The following is a 19,347-nucleotide window of genomic DNA, read 5'->3' on the forward strand; positions in this document are numbered from 1 at the left end:
AAATAACTTGCATAAATTAAGGATTTCTACAAAGCCCATCATTTCAATCTTTATAACTGGAAGTTTTCCGGACTCTTATATTGAGGGTTCAGGGCTTACACGTTTTAAAATCATAAGCGAATATATAATATCATTTATTCTTCTCTGCTCGCTTATTCTTTTATATAAAAAACGAGATAGGTTCGAGGCGCGTGTTTTCAGACTGGTAGAAGCGTCAATAATAGTTACAATTCTTGGAGAGCTTGTTTTTACCCTTTATATAGATGTATATGGGTTTTTCAACTTTTTAGGTCATTATTTTAAAATTCTTTCATTTTACCTGATCTACACCGCGATAGTTGAAATCGGATTTGAAGCCCCTTACAGCCTTCTCTTCAGGGAACTTAAACAAAGTGAAGAGGCCTTCAAACAAAAAGCAATTTTCCTTGAGGATGACCAGGGCAGAATATACAATATGCTAGGTGTGAAGATTGCTGATCCCGGAAGGGTACCGGTAATGGAAAATGAGCGGATTGGACAAAAGAATTACAACCCGCTTGTGGGAGATATGAAAGGATTTATTGGGCTCAGGCTCAACAGGAATTTTGAACCTTTATTCATAGAGGGAGAAATTGAAGAGATTACAGGTTACGATAGAGAAGATTTTCTTTCAGGCAGGGTAAAATGGGCGGAAATAATTGAGCCTGAAGACATGCCCTCGATCCGGGAAAATATCAAGAAATTAGCCTCTAAAGATGAATATTCCGATGAAATCGAATACAGAATACACAGAAAAGATGGAGAAACCAGATGGGTGGCACAAATACTTAAGAAACTTCCAGAAAACTCCGAAACGCCCGGGGATATACAGGGAATTATCCGCGACATTACCGAGCGAAGAGCAGCTGAAGAGACGCTGAAAAAAATCGATGAAGCACGAATTAAAGAAATCCACCATAGAATTAAAAACAACCTTCAGGTGATTTCTTCCCTGCTCAGCCTCGAAGCCGAAAGATTCAGCGACAAAAAAATGCTTGAAGCTTTCAGGGAAAGTCAGAACCGTGTTACCTCCATGGCTATTATCCACGAGGAGCTGTATAAAGGAAACGAAATTGACACCCTCGACTTCGCAGCTTACCTCAGAAAATTGACTGCGGATCTGCTTAATTCTTATTCCATACAAAAGGACAGTATTGGACTAAAACTGCAACTTGAAAAAATTTGCCTTGGAATGGATACTGCAATACCTCTGGGTATAATTGTTAATGAACTGATCTCCAATTCTTTGAAGCATGCTTTCCCGGAAGGAACTGAAGGTGAAATACTCATAAACTTTGGCAGAACTGACAGCTTCACTCCAGACACAGGAAATTCTGAAATAGCGGAGTGTGTCAATGGAAAGAACCCTCCTTTTAAACTGATTGTGGCAGATAATGGAAAGGGAATTCCGGAAGGAATAAACCTTAAAACTACAGAATCTCTTGGGCTGCAGCTGGTAGACATTCTTATTGACCAGATTAACGGATGCATTGAACTTAAAAGAGGCAAAGGGACTGAGTTTATAATCCTGTTCGGAGACCTTGGGAAGTAAGTGCTTACTGAAGTTTTAAGATTCTATGTTTTCAAGATTATGTTGTTTTAAAGAGTATATTGTTTTAAAGAATCCTGTTTTAAAGATTATCTTGTTTTAAAGATTCTGCTGTTTTCAGGATTATATCATTTTCAGGATTCTGTTTTTAACTAAATTTACGGCGTTAACTCAGAAAATTTTCTGCATGGACAGGAAAGAGAGTATTCGGAAAACGTTTCTTAATCACGTTTTATGAATTATACAGTACAAAGAAAAAAATTTAAAATTATATGCTAAAAATTATTGATAGTAAAAATGGAAAGTAATTAAAAGTAAAAAGTAGCGAAAATAAAAAAGTAATAAAAATTTAGAAGAAATAAAACTGTAACATACTGGACTTAAAAAGTAACACATAAAGAAAGAATAATAAAATTATGAAGCAATAAAATTAAAAGAAAAAAGAAATGGAGCCTGAAAACACGCTCTGGTGATTCAGGCAGTAACATCCTTTCTGAGGATGTACGCAACCATTTCGGGGTTCAGTTTGCTTTCCCTTGAGACCTTCTCTTCAATAGCCTCAGTGGATTTGCCTTCAATCTTCAGTTCCTTTATCTCCTCAATTATTGAGGAAGGAATGCGGTAATACTCGTTTATGTCCTTTCTGTGTCCCCAGACATCTCCTTCGATTAGCTGAATGCGCTGCATTTCCAGGAACATTTCTATGGACTTTGAGACCGTGCGCCTGTAAGATTTGGGCAATTGAATTACCTCAATTTTCGGGCAGTTTTCAACCAAGGAGAAAATGTCCTTATTTGAAGGCCTGAAAGCCAGGTGAACTATTCTTTCGTTTGGATTCAGTGTAAAGATTTCTTCTCTAGAACTCACAACCCTAATTTTCAAAGTTTGTCCTCCCGATCTATTGATTTTTTTTCACTTGATAGTAAAAAATTCTTCGTTAAATATTTTTCTATAACTACATGATTTATTTGCAAATAACTAGTATTTACATTCTTTCTTTTGTTATTTCATATTATTTAAGGAGTCAAGAGGAATCAAGGGATGTAGACGCATTTATCCCGACAGATTAAATAAATTTAAGACATTACGTTCTTAGAAAATAGTATTCAGGAAACTAAGAAAAATCCATAATATAGTGAAATTTTATTTCTCTTGTCACAGGGAAGACACGGGTCAGGGCATCCTTAATATTTTATCTCATACCTCTGTAAACTCCAAACTAACCTTTTTATTTTATAGAAACCTTTACTGGATTTATTTTTGTAAGAATCATATCGATTAAGCCTTACAAATTTACCTGTAGATTTCTCGACCTCAGTCCAGCCACCAGATCATACGGAACGAAAAAAATCTGGACAGGCATTAAACTCGTCGGAATTTAATTTGATCTTTTATCATCGAAATAATCTTTAATAAATGTATCCATTTTGTATGATAGTCAGAGAGTTTAAGTGTATGAATAAGCAGGAGACTAAAAAGTAGAGAAACATATATGAAAAACAAGAGATTAAAAGTCCAATTTAAGAGACTTCAGGAAAACTGCCTCCCTACAGGCCAGGAGAACAAAAATAGGAAGTCACCTGAAATATGGTAGTTTTCGGCAGAGTGAGGGACACTCTACCAAAGAAACTTAAATTTAACAGAAATTAAACATAGTATCAGACCAGTGTGGGGACCACCAGTACACAGACACCGTACAGCAGCATCAAAAGTACAATCTGAATAAAAATAACGTCCAGATAAAATTTGAATTTGGCTCCCAGACCTTCAGAATTATCGTCAGGTATCCTTCTTTTACGAATGTTTCCAACCTGGCACTTCATGCCTTCACTTATGCGTCTATTAATTTCCATCTGCGCATTGATTCCTTCTTCCAAATAGTAACCCCCTCAAAATTGTATTTTAGAACAAGAGTTCCAAGGTGTTTCCTTATTTTTTAGAACATAGTTTTTTCATTTCCGGAGATCTCTATAGATTTGTTCAAGTTTAAACTGTAGTTTTTCCATTCCATTTCTATTTTCCATATCTTATTCTGAGGCTCGTTTACTTCTAACAGTTCATATGCTGGACTGTTACACCAATTAAATAGGGACTATGGTCGGCACAATGTATATGTAAACAATATACAGGATCACTATAAACATGATATGCATGAAGACCATGTCCACAAACCATGGTTTTACTCTGAATTTAGACAGATCATCCCCCCGGACACTATCTATATCCATTAGATTCTTTCCTTATGCAGTGCCAGCAGGCCCTTAAATCTCATATAAGCGTGGGTACGATAAACACGCAAAGAGCATATAGGACCAGCAGTATCACAATCTGTGAAAAAATAACGTCCAGATAGTATGCTTTGGATTTCATCTTTTGCAAAGAATATTCCCCCCATATTTTTAAAGATTGTATCTACATTCAGTTGATTTTTAACGTTCATATATTCGAAATTATAACTTTTACATAGTTGTTTTAGGTAAACTATGCTCTTTTTAAATAAGTTCCATTAATAGAGCTTTTTAAGCTACTGGCATAAATACGAGTCCGGAAAATGAAACAGCATCATCAAGCTCGTACAATTCAGAAAAATCAACGCCAGATAGCTCCCATAACTACAGGACTCTCTAAAGAATTCCCCCTAGTTACATAATTAATTCGTATCGTATATTAATTTTACTAATTAACGAGCCGGATTTCAAAAAAACGGTTAAAATAAGCAAGGATTTGTCTAAATAGAATCAAAAAAGAATCTTTAAAGGCGAAAAATAATAAATATTGTTTGAAATTGAAGTTATGTGATAATACTGTTTCAAAACATAACGCAGGTACAAAACTTTAACTAAAAATTTAAATAGTTGTTTGGTTTTATCATATGTAAAAGATTTCTGGCCAGTAGTATACCCAGAGGCCTGTTAATTGAAGGGGGATATATGAGTAATAAGATAGAAAATCTATACGGCGGACCGGCTATAATTTTGACTGTTATTGGAATATTGGTGACTTCTTTTTTGTTTTACTACATGTTTAAATACGCAGACGAAGGAAACCTGTTCATGGTAATTGCAATCCCGCTGATAATCTCATTTGTTGCACTGATAGCTGCCAGATTTATGGGCTCAACAGTTAAAGATTGATTCAGGGCCTAAAAAGGGAGCTAAAAGAAGAAACAAAGAAAGCTGACAGAAAAAGCAAAGAAAGTAGACCATAAAGGAAAGCCTGACGAACCATACGATTTATGGATGAAACTTAGAGGATCGCCTTTTATTGAGGCATTCTCGTTTTCAGTTTTGTAAATTTATAGGGTACTCAAAACAGACGCAATAGTAAAAGGACAATTATTGGTATGTTTTTAATGGAAGTACAAAACAATAAACGAGATGTCTCAATCAGGCTATTCATCAGAGCAGTTACTTTTTTTCAGTATTAATACATATCAATTATTTGAATGTGCAGATTACGTGAGAAAGATCAAATCTCAGGACTCTGTTAATACTTAATAATAACTTATAGTTCTCATATTCCAGTATTTCTCATATTCCAGTCATGAAGATTTCCAGGCTAAGAAACATTTCATTTTTAAGAAAGTAAAGCTTATCCATCCTGAAAAGGCAGATATTTAAATTAAGGATATCCTGAAATCTCACAACTTTTATAAAATATTATGTTCATTATACTTCAGAGACTATTTTAAGAGGCCCACGCATGGAAGACCCTGTTGTTGCAAGAATCAAAGACCAGTTCGAGAAAAAAGGAAACCCGACAAAGATTCCATTTATGAGCGGTAAGCAGTTTTTCGAAGCCAGAGCCGAAAAAGACGGAATCTATGTGGATAACCTGAAAAATCAGCCGCTCCTCCCATGGAAAATATTCTCGGAAACCGTTATTTTTCTGCAGAAAAATGGAGGGAAGGTAAAAAAAGGAAATGCAACAGGTTCCAGGCTTGGAGACCCGAACCTTGACCTTAATACCGTGGAAGGTTATATTGCCAGCGAAGTTTTCGGCTGCAAGAAAGGAGATACGGTATTTAAAAGGATAGCGCCCTTAGCATCCATTCTCGCCTGGGCGGAGATTTGTGAAAACACAAGAGGACACCTGTGCCTGCTTTCGCAAAGAAAAGAACTTCAAGCCGATGATACAGGAAAAGGCAATATTGAAACTAAAATGTCTAAGGCAGATCCTTCATTTGCTTTTTCAGTAAAGGAAATTGAAGAGAAGGAAGAGGTTATAAGTTCACTTAATCTCAAGCTTGCAGAAAAGGATTCGGAGTTAGAGAGCCTGAAGATGAGGCATTCAGAAGACCTGCAGAAGATCAAAGAATTTGAAGAACTGCTTGCAGCCAGGGAAAGGGAAACTGGGACTTTAAAAGAAGAACTTGAGGCAAATGACAGAAAAATAAGTATTCTTGAAAAATCCCTGTCTGATTCAGAAGGAGCCGTAAAAAGTCTTGAGGAAAAACTCACAGGCAAAGAATTCGAGCTAAAAGAATTTGATAAGCTTGCCTCCGAAAAGGCGGATAAAATTAGAAAACTCGAGCAGGAAATTGCTGGAAGTAAAGAAAAAATAAGAAACCTTGAGAACTGCCTTGCTAAAAGAGACGAAGCTGTTGAGGATAAAAGAGGTCAGCTTATTCAAAGAGATGAGGCAATAAAAGAACTCGAAAGCAAAATTGATCAAAATAACATTACTCTTGAAGGGTTTAAAAACCGATTGTATGAAAGAGAAGAAACTCTGAAAGTGTATGAAAAAGAGATTCTGGAAAAGGACACCAGAATTCAGGAATTGCTTGAGAGTTTTGCTGATAAGGATGCTGACATAGGAAAACTGGAGTCCAGGCTTAACGAGAAAGAGCAGGAGAAGAATAACCTCAAAAGAGCTCTCGAGGCAGTGACCGAAGAAATAAAAAGTCTTCGTGAAAAGTTCCTTGAAAAAGAAAAAGCGGTGGAGAAACTCGAAGAAAACATTTCAATGAAAGACAGGGATCTTAAAACTCTTGCCGAACAGGTTATCGCAAAGAGCGGGGAAGTAAAGAAAATTGAGGAAAAGTTTTCAGGCAAAGAAAGGACAATAAATACTCTGGAAGCCATGCTTGCCGCAAGTGGGGAAAAAGTAAGAAAGCTGGAAAAAGAGCTAGCAGAATATAGAGAAGTAGAAAATCCTGAAAAAGAGCTGAGAGAAAAAGAGGAGTTAATAAAACAACTTAAAAGAACGATTGTAAGTAAAGAAGAAGAGGTTTCCCGGCTCAATGAAGAAAACAGGAAGTACAGGTTGCAGCAGAAGCTCTCAGCTGAAGGGATAAGGCGGATAGAGGAGCAAAAAGCCTCAAGAAAATGGTGGAAACGGTTATAGGCGGAAGTAAAACTACCTCTATTGAATTAACTCGAAAATTTGTTTAAACCAGATCCGTTTAAACTTTGTTAATACCTGGTCTTTCCGGGCCTGGTGAAAGGAATGAACTGTGAAGCAGATGAAGAATCATATCAGGGCTGATTTTCCTGAGACTTGTTATCTCACCTATAATTTCTTCTTCAGTCCTTCCCTCCACTTCAAGTTCCTTTATTTTTTCAAGTACATAGGAAGGAATTACAAAGTAATTATTAAGATCATGCCAGTGCCCGCTGACATCGCCCTTTACCAGATGAATGCCTGAAGACGCAAGATACATCTTAATAAACTTTGAAAGTCCATCATAGGAAGATGCCGGAAGTTGAAGTATTTCGATCTCAGGGCAGGCCTTGACGAGACTGAATAGATCCTTATCCGAGGGCCGGAAAGCGAGATGTACTGCCCTCTCATCATGCTCAAGGCTAAGAATTTCATCCCTGCTTGTTACAACTCTAATTCGTATACTACCTAGCCCCATTTATGCTCCCACTCCTATGTAAGCACGGATCATTTATTTAATTTTGTATTTCAGTTTTAAGGATTAAATTTCAGTATGTTGAATGAGTAAGTTGTGGAGAAGGAACATCAGAATCTGCGGAAGTTATATTTTTCCCGGAAACTTAAGGGTCTCCAGAATCTTTATCCCTGTCATAATTTTTTACTCAGTCCGGCTGCTATAGCCTGCCCGAAAGAGATGCAGCCGTCCCCGCAAGGGAGGTGGCGGTGCGCGAGGAACTCAAATCCTGCTTCCTTCACAAATTCTGCAATGCGAGGGGTTATATGGTCATTATAAGCAACCCCTCCGCTCAGGCCAATCTTCTCGAAACTGTGTTTGGAGGCAAGAGATACTGCAATTTCGGAAATTCCTTTTGCAAGACTTTCTTCAACTGCGAAAGCAAGATCTGCAGAAGAATACCTCCCACCGGAAAGTTCATAAACTCCCATGAGGAGTTCGGTCGTATCAAGGACAGGGACTCCGGGATCCCCCCATTTTTTAAAAACGAGAGGGAGGTCTACTTTTTGAGTTCTCTTCTTTGCCGCAGACTCAAGTTTCATTGCAGGTTCCCCTTCGTAGGTTCTAATTTTGCATATCCCCAGAAGCGCAGCAGCCGCATCCAGTATTCTCCCTGTGCTGCTTGTCATGGTAATATTTATGTTCCTTTGAAGCTGCTGCATGACTGTAGAAAATTCCTGTTTTCCTCTTGGGAAGTAAAGGTTCAGCCTTTCAAGTTCTGCTTCTTCAAGCCTTCCCGAAAGCATGCCCAGGACCATGCGGGAAGGATTCTTTACTGCAAGGTCTCCGCCTGGCATAGGCTGGGGCATAAGATGGCCCAGGCGTTCATATTCGAAATACGATGATCCTAAAAATTCCCCTCCCCATGCTGTCCCGTCCTCACCGTATCCCACCCCGTCAAGGGATATTCCCATGATTCGAGAATCAACAGGCAGAGAATTGTCAGCCATGAGGGCAACGATATGGGCATAATGATGCTGAACCTGAAGCGTTCTTTCCCCACCTTTATTCATTGCGAATCGGGTTGTATTAAAAGATGGGTGCAAATCACATCCCCATTTAAGAGGCTCTATGCCAGTGAGCCGGACAAGGTGGTCGAAAACCTCAGAGTGGTACCTGAATGTCTCTACATGGCTGGTGTTTCCGATGTATTGCGAGATATAAGCCAGCCTTCCTTTTGCCAGGGTTATTGTTGAGTTCATTTCGGCACCCACTCCGACCGACGCTTCGACTTCAAAAGGAAGTTCAACAGGTTCAGGCACAAACCCCCTGGAACGCCGGATAAATGCCTTCTGTCCGTTCACTATCCGGATAACCGTGTCATCGTTCCTGTTTGCAATAACCCTGTTGTGAAGCAGGTGAAAATCCACAATCCCTTCAAGCTTTTCGAGAGCTTCCTTGTTCTTAACAACCATTGGCCTTCCAGGAAGGTTTGCAGAAGTCATAACGTACACAGCATCCGGTAAAAGGTTAAAAAGCAGGTTCTGTGTGCCAGTATAAGGAAGCATGACTCCGATATTGTGGAGATCTGGAGAAACGGAGTCTGCCAGATTAAAGCTCTTTGATTTCAGAATCACAGATATAGGGCGGCGTGGAGATGTGAGGCATTTCCTGCCTGCATCTCCCGGTTCAGCAAAGGTTTCGACAACTTCCATGTCTTTTGCCATAACTGCAAAAGGCTGCTCCGGGCGAGCAAGCCGACGCCTGAGTTCTTTTACCGGCTCATCCCTCCTGGCATTACATGCAATATGAAAGCCTCCGAAGCCCTTAACCGAAAGAATTGAACCCTGCTGCAGAAGTTCGGAAGCTTTTTCAATTGCTTCATAATTCTTTGCGAGGATTTTTCCCTGAGGGTCTGAAAGCCAGATTTCCGGCCCGCATTTCTGGCAGCAAACAGGTTGAGCATGGTGTCTTCTGTTTAGAGGGTCGGTATATTCTATTTCACATTCCTTGCATAAAGGAAAGTCTACCATAGTTGTGTTTTCACGGTCATAGGGAAGTGTACGGACCGTTGTGTAACGGGGACCGCAGTTTGTGCATACGGTAAAAGGATAATGATAATATCTGGATGAAGGGTCGAAAATCTCAGACCTGCACTGCTCACAGATAGCCGTATCCGGAGGGATTATGGAATTCTCAAACTTTCCTGGCTCACTGTGTATGATAATAAACTCGGAATATCCGGAAAAAGGGACAGTGTCCACTTTAGTTTCCTTAATTCTGGCAAGTGGAGGCTTTTTTTCGGGAAGGTCGTCAAGGAAATCCTGAATTCTTTCCCCATCCCCTTCTATAAGGATCTCCACATGGTTCCCAAGATTTTTCACGTATCCTGAAAGCCTGTGGGCTTTTGCAAGCTGGTAAATAAAAGGGCGAAAGCCGACACCCTGTACAGTGCCGGTCACATGAAGAAGTCTTGCCTGGTTTTTCATGAGGAAATTAGGATTGATGTTTGTTATTAAAATAGCTTTCTAAATATAAGCAGATTAAAGAAAACTGGGAAAAAAACGATAATCAGAAAAAAAGAGAGCTGTGCCGAACTCGGAAAAAGGATAAATAAAGTTCAGGTCACATAATATTTGGGGATACCGTTTTTAAGATAATAATGAACCCAAGGATCATCATTAAAAGGGAAATCCGCCAGGCTACCTGGAGCAGGCGGGCCTGGTTTTCGGGTTCACCTAACTTAAATATTATTTTTTCAACCAGATTTGGTTGATCGTCGCACGCTGCCATACGCTTATGTTTTCATTCTTGCCTTGACTCTTTTCAGCCTGAAAGTGTTTTCCCTCTCCATCTCCTCAAGAGCGAAGCGGATGAATTTCATGGCTGCAGTGAGCTCGGGAATAACCTTGAACTCGAGAGCGTTTACACGCCTCTTGGTCTTCTCGATTTCGTCAAGGAGCCTTTTCATTGTAGTTTCCAGCTCTGCGGCAGTAATAATTTTTTCTACAAGGTCTTCATAGGAATCTGCTGCCTCATCAATGTACGAGTTCGTTCCAATAATACCATAACCTCTCTCATACATTGGTTTGCGAACGCCTGTAGAGCTAATCTTTGGCACCACGACACCCATGATATTTTTCCCCGAAAGACTGATCGCTGGGGACTCCTTGGCTGTAAAGGCTGTTGATCTGACTTCAACAACCCCGTTTACTGCGGAGGCTAAATTTATCTTTTCTCTACTTCTTTCGTAAGCAGCATCCAGCTCGGTTCTGACGTTCCTTGCTTCGTTAAGGATCTTGAAAAACTCAAGAATAAGACCATCTCTTTTCATCTTAAGGAGCTTATGCCCACGTTCAGACAGCTTGATTCTGTTCTTGAGCTGGATCAACTCCGACCGAGTTGGTTTTACGTCCAGAGCCATGACTATCACTTAGCCTTTCTGTGTGCAGGATGATATTTCTGGATGTACTTGTTGTCAATCCTACCCAATGCTGATTCTGGGAGGTGGGCAATAATCTTCCAGCCAATTTCCAGAGTATCTACAATGGTCCTGTTTTCGTTTCTTCCCTGAGTGACGAAGTTCTTTTCGAAAAGGTCGGCAAACTCGAGGAATTTAACATCTCTTTCGGACAGGGCTTCCTTACCGACGATTGCCACGAGACCTCTCAGGTCACGCCCTTCTGCATAGCCTGCAAACAACTGGTCAGAAACAGCTTTGTGGTCTTCCCTTGTCTTCTCTGCGCCGATACCCGAGTTCATCAGCCTGGAAAGAGATGGCAGCACATTGATTGGTGGGTAGATACCTTTCCTGTGCAGTTCTCTGGCAACCAGGATCTGACCTTCGGTAATATACCCTGAAAGGTCAGGAATCGGGTGAGTAATATCGTCACCAGGCATTGAGAGAATTGGAATCTGCGTAACTGATCCCTTGGCACCTTTGACAATACCCGCACGCTCGTAGAGAGTCGCAAGGTCAGTATACATGTAACCGGGATACCCACGGCGGCCAGGAACTTCGTTACGGGCAGCACCCATCTGACGCATAGCTTCTGCATAGTTGGTGATGTCAGTCAGGATGACAAGCACGTGCATGCCGTGTTCATATGCCAGGTATTCGGCTGCTGTGAGTGCCATACGAGGGGTGATCAGACGCTCGACTGCAGGGTCGTCTGCAAGGTTAAGGAACACAACGGCTCTTTCCAGAGCGCCAGTCTTTTCGAAGTCGCTCATGAAGTACTGGGCTTCTTCGTTTGTGATACCCATTGCTGCGAAAACTACTGCGAAAGAAGATTCGGACCCGGGCACAGCTGCTTGTCTGGCAATCTGCAGGGCAATTTCATTGTGTGGGAGACCTGATGCTGAGAAAATAGGCAGTTTCTGTCCACGAACAAGTGTGTTTGTCCCATCGATTGTTGAGATTCCTGTCTGGATGAAATCCTTTGGAGGCAGCCTTGCGTATGGGTTCATTGCAGCTCCGTTGATGTCCAGAAGCTGGTCGGGCACGATCCTGGGCCCTCCATCCAGGGGGTCTCCCGAGCCGGACAGGATTCTTCCGAGGAGGTCGATGGATGCAGGAAGCTTAAGGGTTTCTCCGGTGAAGATCACACCGCAGTCCTTGTCAAGCCCACCCGTACCTTCGAAAACCTGGACAACCACAACGTTCTTGGAAGTATCAAGCACCTCGCCTCTTCGAACGGTCCCATCGGGCATTTTAATATTAACGATTTCCTTGTAACCTACAGGCTCAGTTTTCTCGACGAAGAGAAGAGGTCCTGCAATCTGGTTGATTGTTTTGTACTCTTTTGCCATGCTCACTTGCCTCCCAGAGCTGCGAATTCCTTGTCCATTTTTGCGAGGACAGCACTCATATTAGCCTCGAAGTTATCTTCGAACCTTATTTTGGGAAGGTCGTTCTTGGAATCCAACTTGACAAGTTGTGAAACGAGTGCACCTGATTTCAAGGCATCGTTTGCCATGTCAGCATATTTCATTATGGCCTTCATCAAAGCGTACTGTTTTGAGAACGGGCTGTAGGTGTCTATCGGGTGGAATGCATTCTGCTGCAGGAAGACTTCCCTCACCATACGGGTAACTTCAAGCAGGAGCTGCTGTTCGTCCGGAAGAGAGTCTGAACCGACAAGCTGCACGATTTCCTGCAGTTCGGATTCGACCTGCAACATATCCATTGCCCTTTCCCTCATAGTGACAAAGTCGGGAGCCACGTTAGTTTCAAACCATGGATCAAGGGTTTCTTTATACAGGCTGTAGCTGGTCAACCAGTTAATGGCAGGGAAGTGACGCCTCTGGGACAGTTTTGCATCCAGAGCCCAGAAAACCTTCACGATACGCAGAGTGTTCTGAGTTACAGGTTCGGAGAAGTCACCGCCGGGCGGAGATACTGCACCGATAGCAGTAACTGAGCCTTCCTCGCCGCAGAGAGCCTGAGCAACGCCGGCACGCTCGTAGAATTCGGCCAACCTTGCAGACAGGTATGCCGGATAACCTTCTTCACCAGGCATTTCTTCAAGACGGGAGGAGATTTCTCTCATGGCTTCTGCCCACCTGGAAGTAGAGTCTGCCATCAGGGAGACGTCATATCCCATGTCACGGTAGTATTCTGCAAGTGTAATCCCTGTGTACACAGATGCTTCTCTTGCAGCCACCGGCATGTTTGAGGTATTGGCGACAAGGATAGTACGCTCCATAAGGGGCCTTCCAGTCTGCGGGTCTTCTAGATGCGGGAAGTCCCATAGAACGTCTGCCATTTCGTTTCCGCGTTCTCCACAACCGACATAGACCACAATCTCTGTGTCACTCCACTTTGAAAGCTGCTGCTGGGTAACAGTCTTGCCCGATCCGAAAGGTCCGGGGATTGCAGCCGTGCCTCCCTTTGCTACAGGGAAAAATCCGTCAAGGATTCTCTGCCCTGTGACCAGGGGCCTGCTGGGAGTCATTTTCTTCTTTACTGGCCTTGGTCTTCTGACAGGCCATTTGTGCATCATTTGCAGTTCTGTACCGTCAGTTAAAGTACAGACAGTATCCAGAACAGTGAAGCTTCCGCTCTTAATATCGGCTATTGTGCCTGACTTATCTGGAGGCATCATGATCTTGTGTTCAATGTTTACTGTTTCTTGAACAACACCGAACACTTGTCCACTGTCTATAAAGTCTCCTTTTTTAGCAACCGGCTTGAATTCCCAGAGTTTCTTGTGGTCAAGCCCATCTGCAGTGATACCTCTGCCAATGAAGCCGCCCGAACTTTCAAGAAGAACGTGCAGCGGTCTCTGAACCCCATCATAAATACTAGAAAGAAGACCAGGACCAAGTTCCACGGCGAGAGACATGCCTGTAGTTATAACGGGCTCCCCAGGCCTTATGCCTGCTGTCTCTTCGTATACCTGGATGATGACCTTGTCCCCTACTATCTGGATGACTTCGCCCATCAACCCCTGGTCACCGACTTTACAGAGGTCATACATTTTTGCATCCAAGCCGATGGCGGTGACGACAGGCCCAGACACACGATAAATTTCACCTTTTACTTCCACAAATCAACACCTACCGCTTGTTTTATTTTTTCTCTTAAACTCATTGAGCCTGATCCGCTGCCTCCTAGCGCTACTACTGTAGGCTGGACAGACTCATTTAAGTTCTTCCTTAGAACTTCCGGCAGATCACTAATGTCATCATTATGCATTACAAGAATCCCGACACTTTTATCTTGAAGCACAGTCTTTACCGAGGATTCAACAGTGTTAGTATCAGTAGTTTCATAAACCTTACTGATACCAGCCAGCCTGAATCCTGTAACAAACTCGCTCTTTCCGATCACTGCTAATTCCATTAGATAATCACCAACTGGTCTTTAATTAACTCATCACTGAGGCCAGTCTCTTTACCCCTGAAAATAATACGGAGATTGGTAGCCTCATTATTTTTATGAATAATATAGTCCAGAATAGGTACAACTGTGATCGGAGATACATGCGAAAGAATGGTTGAAGACTCAAGATAATATCTTATGAGCTTGCTTTCAAGAGTAGTCAGAGAAGTCATATCCGGACCTATAACGCCTGAAATTGCATCCCAGTACTGAGTTTTTTGAAGCTCATTGACAAATTCGTCATATGGTAGAGCCGCCAGCTTCTCGATCTTTAACTCAAGACCGCCTTCAATCATGAGAGGCATGATTTCATCAGCCTGCATAACGCCTGCTTTTTTCAGCCTGAAAAGGTTAATTAGATTCTTAACGTCCACTTCCAATCTGACAACCTTGGTAAATAGCTTCCGGTCCTTGGATCTTGGTTTTCCGATTGCTTCAAACAAGCCTGTATAATACATCTTGTCAAGTTCGTTTTCTATGTATGCTAGGTTAGTTCCGTCAAACTTCTGCAGCAGGGGGTAGTACTCAGTATTTTTCAGGGTCTCAGCGATTTCCTGATATGTGGCCTTGGCTGCAAGTTCTGACATAGAAGTATAAGTAAACTCCCCGGCAGCGATCAGAGATTCCAGGATATCTTCAGTAGATGCGTTGTAAATTTTACCACGGAGAAGTGTCTTTATGTTCCAGATGTCATACCTTTTCAGATATGCGACAATCAGGTAGTTCAATTCTCCTGAGGTGATTCTTACTAACTTATCATAGGTGAGCGCAAGATTCCTGTTTAATGCGTGTTCTGCCAGATCGCCACCACTGTATTTCATTGCCAGTTCGTCGACATCGTTTTTGTATTCGGACTCTTGAATAAAGCGGGTAATTTCATCAATCCCCATATTAAGAAGCCGGGGATACGTTTCTTTAGGGAGCAACTTACTTTTCATCGCGCGGACACGGGTTACGGCATAAGCATAGTTAGAACTGCCTTTTTTCTTTTTATCGGATTTTCGTGAGGGTTTTTTCCCCCAGAGATTCTCCAAAAGCCGCATCGAAAATCACCCGTATAATATATCAGATATCTGCTTCAATGAACGTTCATATACGCTTTTCAGGATTGAGTCGTATGTGAAATCTAACCTGATTGTCCTGTCCTCGTTTTCCAGAACAAATCCGCCAATGGAATCTATATTGCCAGCGTAAGTTAGAGAGGTTAACTTCTTGACAATAGCCTCTGATTCCTTAGAAGAATATATTCTGGAACCGTCAGCTTCGTGCTTGTTGAGAATACTTTTCAACAGCTCTTCTTTTTTAGATGCCGGCATTGACTTGATTTTTTCAACTGTCTGGTTATAAACTGTATCTAGAAGCTCTTTACGCTTGTTAAGCGTAATTCTTTTCACTTCCAGGTTTGCACTTGATATGACCTGCTGGTGCAGACTTTGGAGGTCCTCTTCTGCCTTGGCAAGGCTATCTCCGAGCATCTTCTTCTGCATTTCTTTAGCTTCATTTGTAATCTCGGAGGCCTTTGCATCGCCTTCGGTTTTTATACGGGAAACCTCAGCTTTTGCACCCTCCTGGATATCTTTTACAACGATCTCTAGTCCCATACTTACACCTCCAAATAAATTTAGAGCAAAAAAGTGCTCTAAAGCCTAGAGAAAAAACTCTAAGCTTCTTAGAGTGCAACGATACCTAAGGGGGAACTTAGAGCATTATAAATGCTCCAAGACTGCCTGGTAAGGAAAAAAGCCCAGATAAGCTTGAAACAATGCTCTAAGAAATTTAAGAGCAATAGCTCTTAAATTTAAGCAGAATTGATAAGCAATGCAACGACGAGACCGAAGATAACGATGGTTTCTGGAATGACAGTAAGAATGAGACCCTTACCGAATAATCCTTCGTTTTCTGCCATTGCGCCGATTGCTGCTGTACCGATATCCTTTTCAGCTATTGCAGATGCGAGACCAGTTACTGCGATTGCGATTGCTGCACCGAGTGCTTTCATTCCTGCTGCGTCCAAAAAGAGACCTGCTGATTCTGCTCCTACCATGTTTTTATTCCTCCGTGTATTTTCTTATATATCCGAATGGGTTGAACTTTCTACCCCCGCCTTCATAGAATTTCCCAAAGAATTCTACGTACTGCAACCTGAGAGCGTGCAGTCCGGGAGCGATGATACTCAGAATAGTGTTAAGACCATGTCCGAGTATGAATACGAGTATTGCAGCTATTGCTGCGACGCCGATCTGAGAGTGATCAGGCCAAATCATTTTAAAAGCAATATCATTTACCGTACCTGCGATGTAAATCGAAGACAGACCGACTGCGATAATACGGGCATACGAAAGTGCATTACCCATAAGGGATGGCAACTCGATCGGACCTTTGATACCCTCACCCATAGTGAGCATTATAACTCCGAGAACAAGAATGCCAGCACCGACATATGTCAACCCTGGGACAATGCCAAGAGCGCCGAGAACTGCAACGAGCACACCGAGCTCGATAACGATCCAACTGCCTTTTTCAAGGACTGCATGTTTCATCCCATGGTGCCTGGAGATGTTTGAAAATCCGAACAGGAAACCGAGATTTAAATGAATCAGTCCTACCAAGACACTTATTCCAATCATAGTCATTACCATGTGAGACCTGTGGATCGGGAACGTAAATTCCTCGCCTCCGATACTCTCAAAGAGAGCGACTGTTTCCCAGCCTGGAATTAGACCTGGCACTACTCCGTGCGCGGTATGTAAACTCGCAAGCGAGAATCCAAGGAACTCACCATAAAGAACTCCAAAGATAATTGACCATATCTGACAATAGATTAGAATATTCATTAGAGGCTTAACCGCATCTGACTTTACCAGTTTTTTAATTGCCAGAGCAAGCGACCCCAGTATTAATGCGTATCCGATGTCTCCGAGAATCATACCATATATCAGCGGGAAGGTAATGAAAATCGCTGCGGATGGATCGAGTTCAGTATATTTGGGCCTGGAATACAGATCCATAATTTCCTGCATCGGTGCCACAACTTTTGAATTGTTGTATTTGACAGGGGCATGTTCTTCTTCCTCGTGATGAAGTTCGAGGCTTGTAACGTATGCCTTGCCATTAGTAGCACTGTTAACTACACTGACAACTTTGTCGTAATCTTCGGTGGGGGTCCATCCGTCGATTATGAAGGCGTTTGCAGATGTAGCTATCCTGAGAGGCAGTTCTGCTTTTTGACTCTCGATACTCAAGACCTCATCGCTGGCAAGAATGAAATCGGCGTACTTAGCTTTCAAGGACTCGATTTCACCTTTTAAGGATTCGATCCTTCTGGTGACTTCGGCTTCTTTCTGTTCAATGAACCTTAACAATTCGCTTGGGACACCACCTCTTTCCGGAACTCTGAGTTCTTTGAATCCAAGACCCTGAAGTAATTCGTAAGCTTTGTCGGCATCATTTTTAGCTACAAACAGTACAGCTGCTTTTGATTGAGGGTCATAGTACAGTTCGTAAGCCTTGGTGATGCTGGAAATCTGACTTTCTTCCAGGCTGCCTTTTACAGTGCCCGCGAAAACCTTAATGCTTTCGTAGCCACGGTAATACTCGAAGTCAAGATTAATGGACAGATAAGGCAGGATTTCTCTTTTCTGGGAATCCAGGTCTTTTAATTCATTTTCAAGCTGGGAAATTGTTTCCGTCTTAGCTGAAATTGTCCTGTCCAGTTCATTCAACTTCGTGTCAAGTTCGCGCAGAACAGCATCAGATTTCTGAACTACCGGTTTTTTGCTTTCAATCCCCAAATAATTGGCGATAGAGCGGATCTTCACAAGCTTTTTCGAGACATCTTCTGCGTTTTTAAATGGCTTGCTGATCTTAAAACCAGACTCGTCTTCGACAAAATCTTCTACGTGAAAGAGATTAACATCATGTAATGCATCGATGGTTTCTTTTAAAATGCTTTTATGCCCGACAATAACGGCCCTTGTCATCTCTTTAGGTCTACTCATTAAGGACCGCCCTCTCAAACTCCTGTAAAAGGTAATTGACGGATTTGTCGATGTTAGCTTGAGCTTTTTGGGACATGGCTATTGCGTTTTTCTCACCATCGTTGACGATCTTATCTCTTTCCTCCAGGATCTTTTCTTCACCTACTTTAAAAGAGTCTTGTGCAGCTTTATGTGCATCAATTTCGGCCTGTTTCAGGATTTCCCTGGCTTCGGCCCTAGCATCGGAGATGCGCTTGTTTTTTGACTCAATGGCTTCGTCAACCATTGATTTAGCACTCTCTTCCGCTTTTTTTATTTCGGATAAGATTTCATTTTTAGCCATGTGAATCTCCGTCTCTCAAAATTTAATATATAAATTAATAATTAAAAATCCCTACTCCAATGGAGGTAGTTAACAAATCCTTCGCGAAAGAACTATATAACAGCTTCGGTTTTGTCGAGGAGGAGGGAAATAACTGTAATGATTATTCATTATATAAGTAGTTTGCGGGAAATTATTAAGATTTTTAAAAATATAAATAGCAAAATATATGGTTAAAATCCAAAAGATTAAATATAACAGTAAAAAATAATTAAATAGAAACTGTAGAATATAATTAAACGCCAAAAATTGAAAGAAGTTATGGAACAAAAAAAGGGCAGGGCCACGAAAACAACTTTTTTTGAATTGGTAACTGAAAGGTCATTTAAGAACGATTTAAAAAGATAATATGAATTTATAGCTTGGACGTAAAACTTTGTAAAACAAATTGCGAGCAAAACTCCGGTCACAAAACACATGCAATACTCTCTAATAGAAGAAAATGACTTAAAGCCAATTTAAAAAAGAAAAAAATAAATTTATTAAGAGTAAAAAATACTACAGTATAAGTTAATAGGTGGTGTAGCCACCGCGGATGCAGGTTCATTTTCTTATAAATGTAATCGTAAATTTATGGATTCTCTATCTTTTTTAAACAGGTTTTTAATAAAGAGTAAAATGTGAAGTCCCTGGAATAAAATACACCTGAAAATTCAATGGTTGAAAAGCCCTTTTTGCGGCAAGAGTCAAAAGAAAGAA

17 protein-coding genes are annotated in these 19,347 nt (G+C 41.5%); 3 read left to right on the forward strand and 14 right to left on the reverse strand.

Features of this window, described 5'->3' with window-relative positions:
• Positions 1–7: 7 nt before the first annotated feature.
• Positions 8–1,570 (forward strand): sensor histidine kinase, encoded by a 1,563-nt coding sequence (locus tag RSJ42_RS13155; protein WP_410507731.1) that lies wholly within the window; start codon positions 8–10, stop codon positions 1,568–1,570.
• Positions 1,571–2,041: 471 nt separating this feature from the next.
• On the opposite strand, the gene RSJ42_RS13160 is transcribed toward RSJ42_RS13155, so the two are convergent.
• Positions 2,042–2,449, reverse strand: coding sequence for a DUF1699 family protein (locus RSJ42_RS13160; RefSeq protein WP_011024057.1), 408 nt, complete (start codon positions 2,447–2,449; stop codon positions 2,042–2,044).
• 776 nt (positions 2,450–3,225) lie between these two features.
• Positions 3,226–3,444, reverse strand: coding sequence for a hypothetical protein (locus RSJ42_RS13165; RefSeq protein ID WP_410507732.1), 219 nt, complete (start codon positions 3,442–3,444; stop codon positions 3,226–3,228).
• Positions 3,445–4,497: 1,053 nt separating this feature from the next.
• On the opposite strand from RSJ42_RS13165, the gene RSJ42_RS13170 reads away from it, so the two are divergent.
• Together RSJ42_RS13170 and RSJ42_RS13175 are read left to right on the forward strand one after the other, a co-directional pair.
• Positions 4,498–4,701, forward strand: a complete 204-nt coding sequence (locus RSJ42_RS13170) for a hypothetical protein (protein ID WP_410507733.1) — start codon at positions 4,498–4,500, stop codon at positions 4,699–4,701.
• A 568-nt stretch (positions 4,702–5,269) separates the two neighbouring features.
• Positions 5,270–6,913, forward strand: coding sequence for a chromosome segregation ATPase (locus RSJ42_RS13175; protein ID WP_410507734.1), 1,644 nt, complete (start codon positions 5,270–5,272; stop codon positions 6,911–6,913).
• Positions 6,914–6,971: 58 nt separating this feature from the next.
• On the opposite strand, the gene RSJ42_RS13180 is transcribed toward RSJ42_RS13175, so the two are convergent.
• From RSJ42_RS13180 to ahaH, 12 genes are all read right to left on the reverse strand, one after another.
• Positions 6,972–7,427, reverse strand: a complete 456-nt coding sequence (locus RSJ42_RS13180; protein WP_410507735.1) for a DUF1699 family protein — start codon at positions 7,425–7,427, stop codon at positions 6,972–6,974.
• A gap of 170 nt (positions 7,428–7,597) precedes the next feature.
• On the reverse strand, positions 7,598–9,892 hold the full coding sequence (hypF, locus tag RSJ42_RS13185; protein ID WP_410507736.1) for a carbamoyltransferase HypF: 2,295 nt from the start codon (positions 9,890–9,892) through the stop codon (positions 7,598–7,600).
• A 136-nt stretch (positions 9,893–10,028) separates the two neighbouring features.
• Positions 10,029–10,196, reverse strand: coding sequence for a hypothetical protein (locus RSJ42_RS13190; protein WP_410507737.1), 168 nt, complete (start codon positions 10,194–10,196; stop codon positions 10,029–10,031).
• A gap of 4 nt (positions 10,197–10,200) precedes the next feature.
• Positions 10,201–10,827: a V-type ATP synthase subunit D gene (locus RSJ42_RS13195; RefSeq protein WP_410507738.1), complete on the reverse strand. Its 627-nt coding sequence runs from the start codon at positions 10,825–10,827 to the stop codon at positions 10,201–10,203.
• A gap of 5 nt (positions 10,828–10,832) precedes the next feature.
• Positions 10,833–12,215: an ATP synthase subunit B gene (locus RSJ42_RS13200; RefSeq protein WP_410507739.1), complete on the reverse strand. Its 1,383-nt coding sequence runs from the start codon at positions 12,213–12,215 to the stop codon at positions 10,833–10,835.
• Positions 12,216–12,217: 2 nt separating this feature from the next.
• Complete coding sequence (locus RSJ42_RS13205) at positions 12,218–13,954, reverse strand: ATP synthase subunit A (protein WP_410507740.1); 1,737 nt, start codon at positions 13,952–13,954, stop codon at positions 12,218–12,220.
• Positions 13,945–14,250: a V-type ATP synthase subunit F gene (locus RSJ42_RS13210; protein ID WP_410507741.1), complete on the reverse strand. Its 306-nt coding sequence runs from the start codon at positions 14,248–14,250 to the stop codon at positions 13,945–13,947. Before RSJ42_RS13210 ends, RSJ42_RS13205 begins: the two co-directional genes overlap by 10 nt.
• The gene (locus RSJ42_RS13215; RefSeq protein WP_410507742.1) at positions 14,250–15,332 is read right to left on the reverse strand and encodes a V-type ATP synthase subunit C; all 1,083 of its coding nucleotides are present in this window, start codon (positions 15,330–15,332) and stop codon (positions 14,250–14,252) included. Before RSJ42_RS13215 ends, RSJ42_RS13210 begins: the two co-directional genes overlap by 1 nt.
• Before the next feature lie 6 nt (positions 15,333–15,338).
• A complete protein-coding gene (locus RSJ42_RS13220) occupies positions 15,339–15,890 on the reverse strand; it encodes a V-type ATP synthase subunit E (protein WP_410507743.1) in 552 nt (183 codons plus the stop codon).
• A gap of 197 nt (positions 15,891–16,087) precedes the next feature.
• Positions 16,088–16,333: a V-type ATP synthase subunit K gene (locus tag RSJ42_RS13225; protein ID WP_410507744.1), complete on the reverse strand. Its 246-nt coding sequence runs from the start codon at positions 16,331–16,333 to the stop codon at positions 16,088–16,090.
• Positions 16,334–16,337: 4 nt separating this feature from the next.
• A complete protein-coding gene (locus tag RSJ42_RS13230) occupies positions 16,338–18,287 on the reverse strand; it encodes a V-type ATP synthase subunit I (RefSeq protein ID WP_410507745.1) in 1,950 nt (649 codons plus the stop codon).
• The gene (gene ahaH, locus RSJ42_RS13235) at positions 18,280–18,609 is read right to left on the reverse strand and encodes an ATP synthase archaeal subunit H (RefSeq protein WP_410507746.1); all 330 of its coding nucleotides are present in this window, start codon (positions 18,607–18,609) and stop codon (positions 18,280–18,282) included. The genes RSJ42_RS13230 and ahaH overlap by 8 nt, the downstream gene beginning before the upstream one ends.
• Positions 18,610–19,347: the final 738 nt, after the last annotated feature.

Source organism: Methanosarcina hadiensis (genome assembly GCF_046529725.1).
Taxonomy (GTDB): Archaea; Halobacteriota; Methanosarcinia; order Methanosarcinales; family Methanosarcinaceae; genus Methanosarcina; species Methanosarcina hadiensis.

What these genes read in the sequence shown, in the direction of transcription:
- RSJ42_RS13190 (WP_410507737.1), bottom strand. Translation starts at nt 10,196, where the DNA reads ATGGCAGCGTGCGACGATCAACCAAATCTGGTTGAAAAAATAATATTT.
- RSJ42_RS13175 (WP_410507734.1), top strand. Translation starts at nt 5,270, where the DNA reads ATGGAAGACCCTGTTGTTGCAAGAATCAAAGACCAGTTCGAGAAAAAA.
- RSJ42_RS13215 (WP_410507742.1), bottom strand. Translation starts at nt 15,332, where the DNA reads ATGCGGCTTTTGGAGAATCTCTGGGGGAAAAAACCCTCACGAAAATCC.
- ahaH (WP_410507746.1), bottom strand. Translation starts at nt 18,609, where the DNA reads ATGGCTAAAAATGAAATCTTATCCGAAATAAAAAAAGCGGAAGAGAGT.
- RSJ42_RS13170 (WP_410507733.1), top strand. Translation starts at nt 4,498, where the DNA reads ATGAGTAATAAGATAGAAAATCTATACGGCGGACCGGCTATAATTTTG.
- RSJ42_RS13200 (WP_410507739.1), bottom strand. Translation starts at nt 12,215, where the DNA reads ATGGCAAAAGAGTACAAAACAATCAACCAGATTGCAGGACCTCTTCTC.
- hypF (WP_410507736.1), bottom strand. Translation starts at nt 9,892, where the DNA reads ATGAAAAACCAGGCAAGACTTCTTCATGTGACCGGCACTGTACAGGGT.
- RSJ42_RS13180 (WP_410507735.1), bottom strand. Translation starts at nt 7,427, where the DNA reads ATGGGGCTAGGTAGTATACGAATTAGAGTTGTAACAAGCAGGGATGAA.
- RSJ42_RS13230 (WP_410507745.1), bottom strand. Translation starts at nt 18,287, where the DNA reads ATGAGTAGACCTAAAGAGATGACAAGGGCCGTTATTGTCGGGCATAAA.
- RSJ42_RS13225 (WP_410507744.1), bottom strand. Translation starts at nt 16,333, where the DNA reads ATGGTAGGAGCAGAATCAGCAGGTCTCTTTTTGGACGCAGCAGGAATG.
- RSJ42_RS13195 (WP_410507738.1), bottom strand. Translation starts at nt 10,827, where the DNA reads ATGGCTCTGGACGTAAAACCAACTCGGTCGGAGTTGATCCAGCTCAAG.
- RSJ42_RS13220 (WP_410507743.1), bottom strand. Translation starts at nt 15,890, where the DNA reads ATGGGACTAGAGATCGTTGTAAAAGATATCCAGGAGGGTGCAAAAGCT.
- RSJ42_RS13210 (WP_410507741.1), bottom strand. Translation starts at nt 14,250, where the DNA reads ATGGAATTAGCAGTGATCGGAAAGAGCGAGTTTGTTACAGGATTCAGG.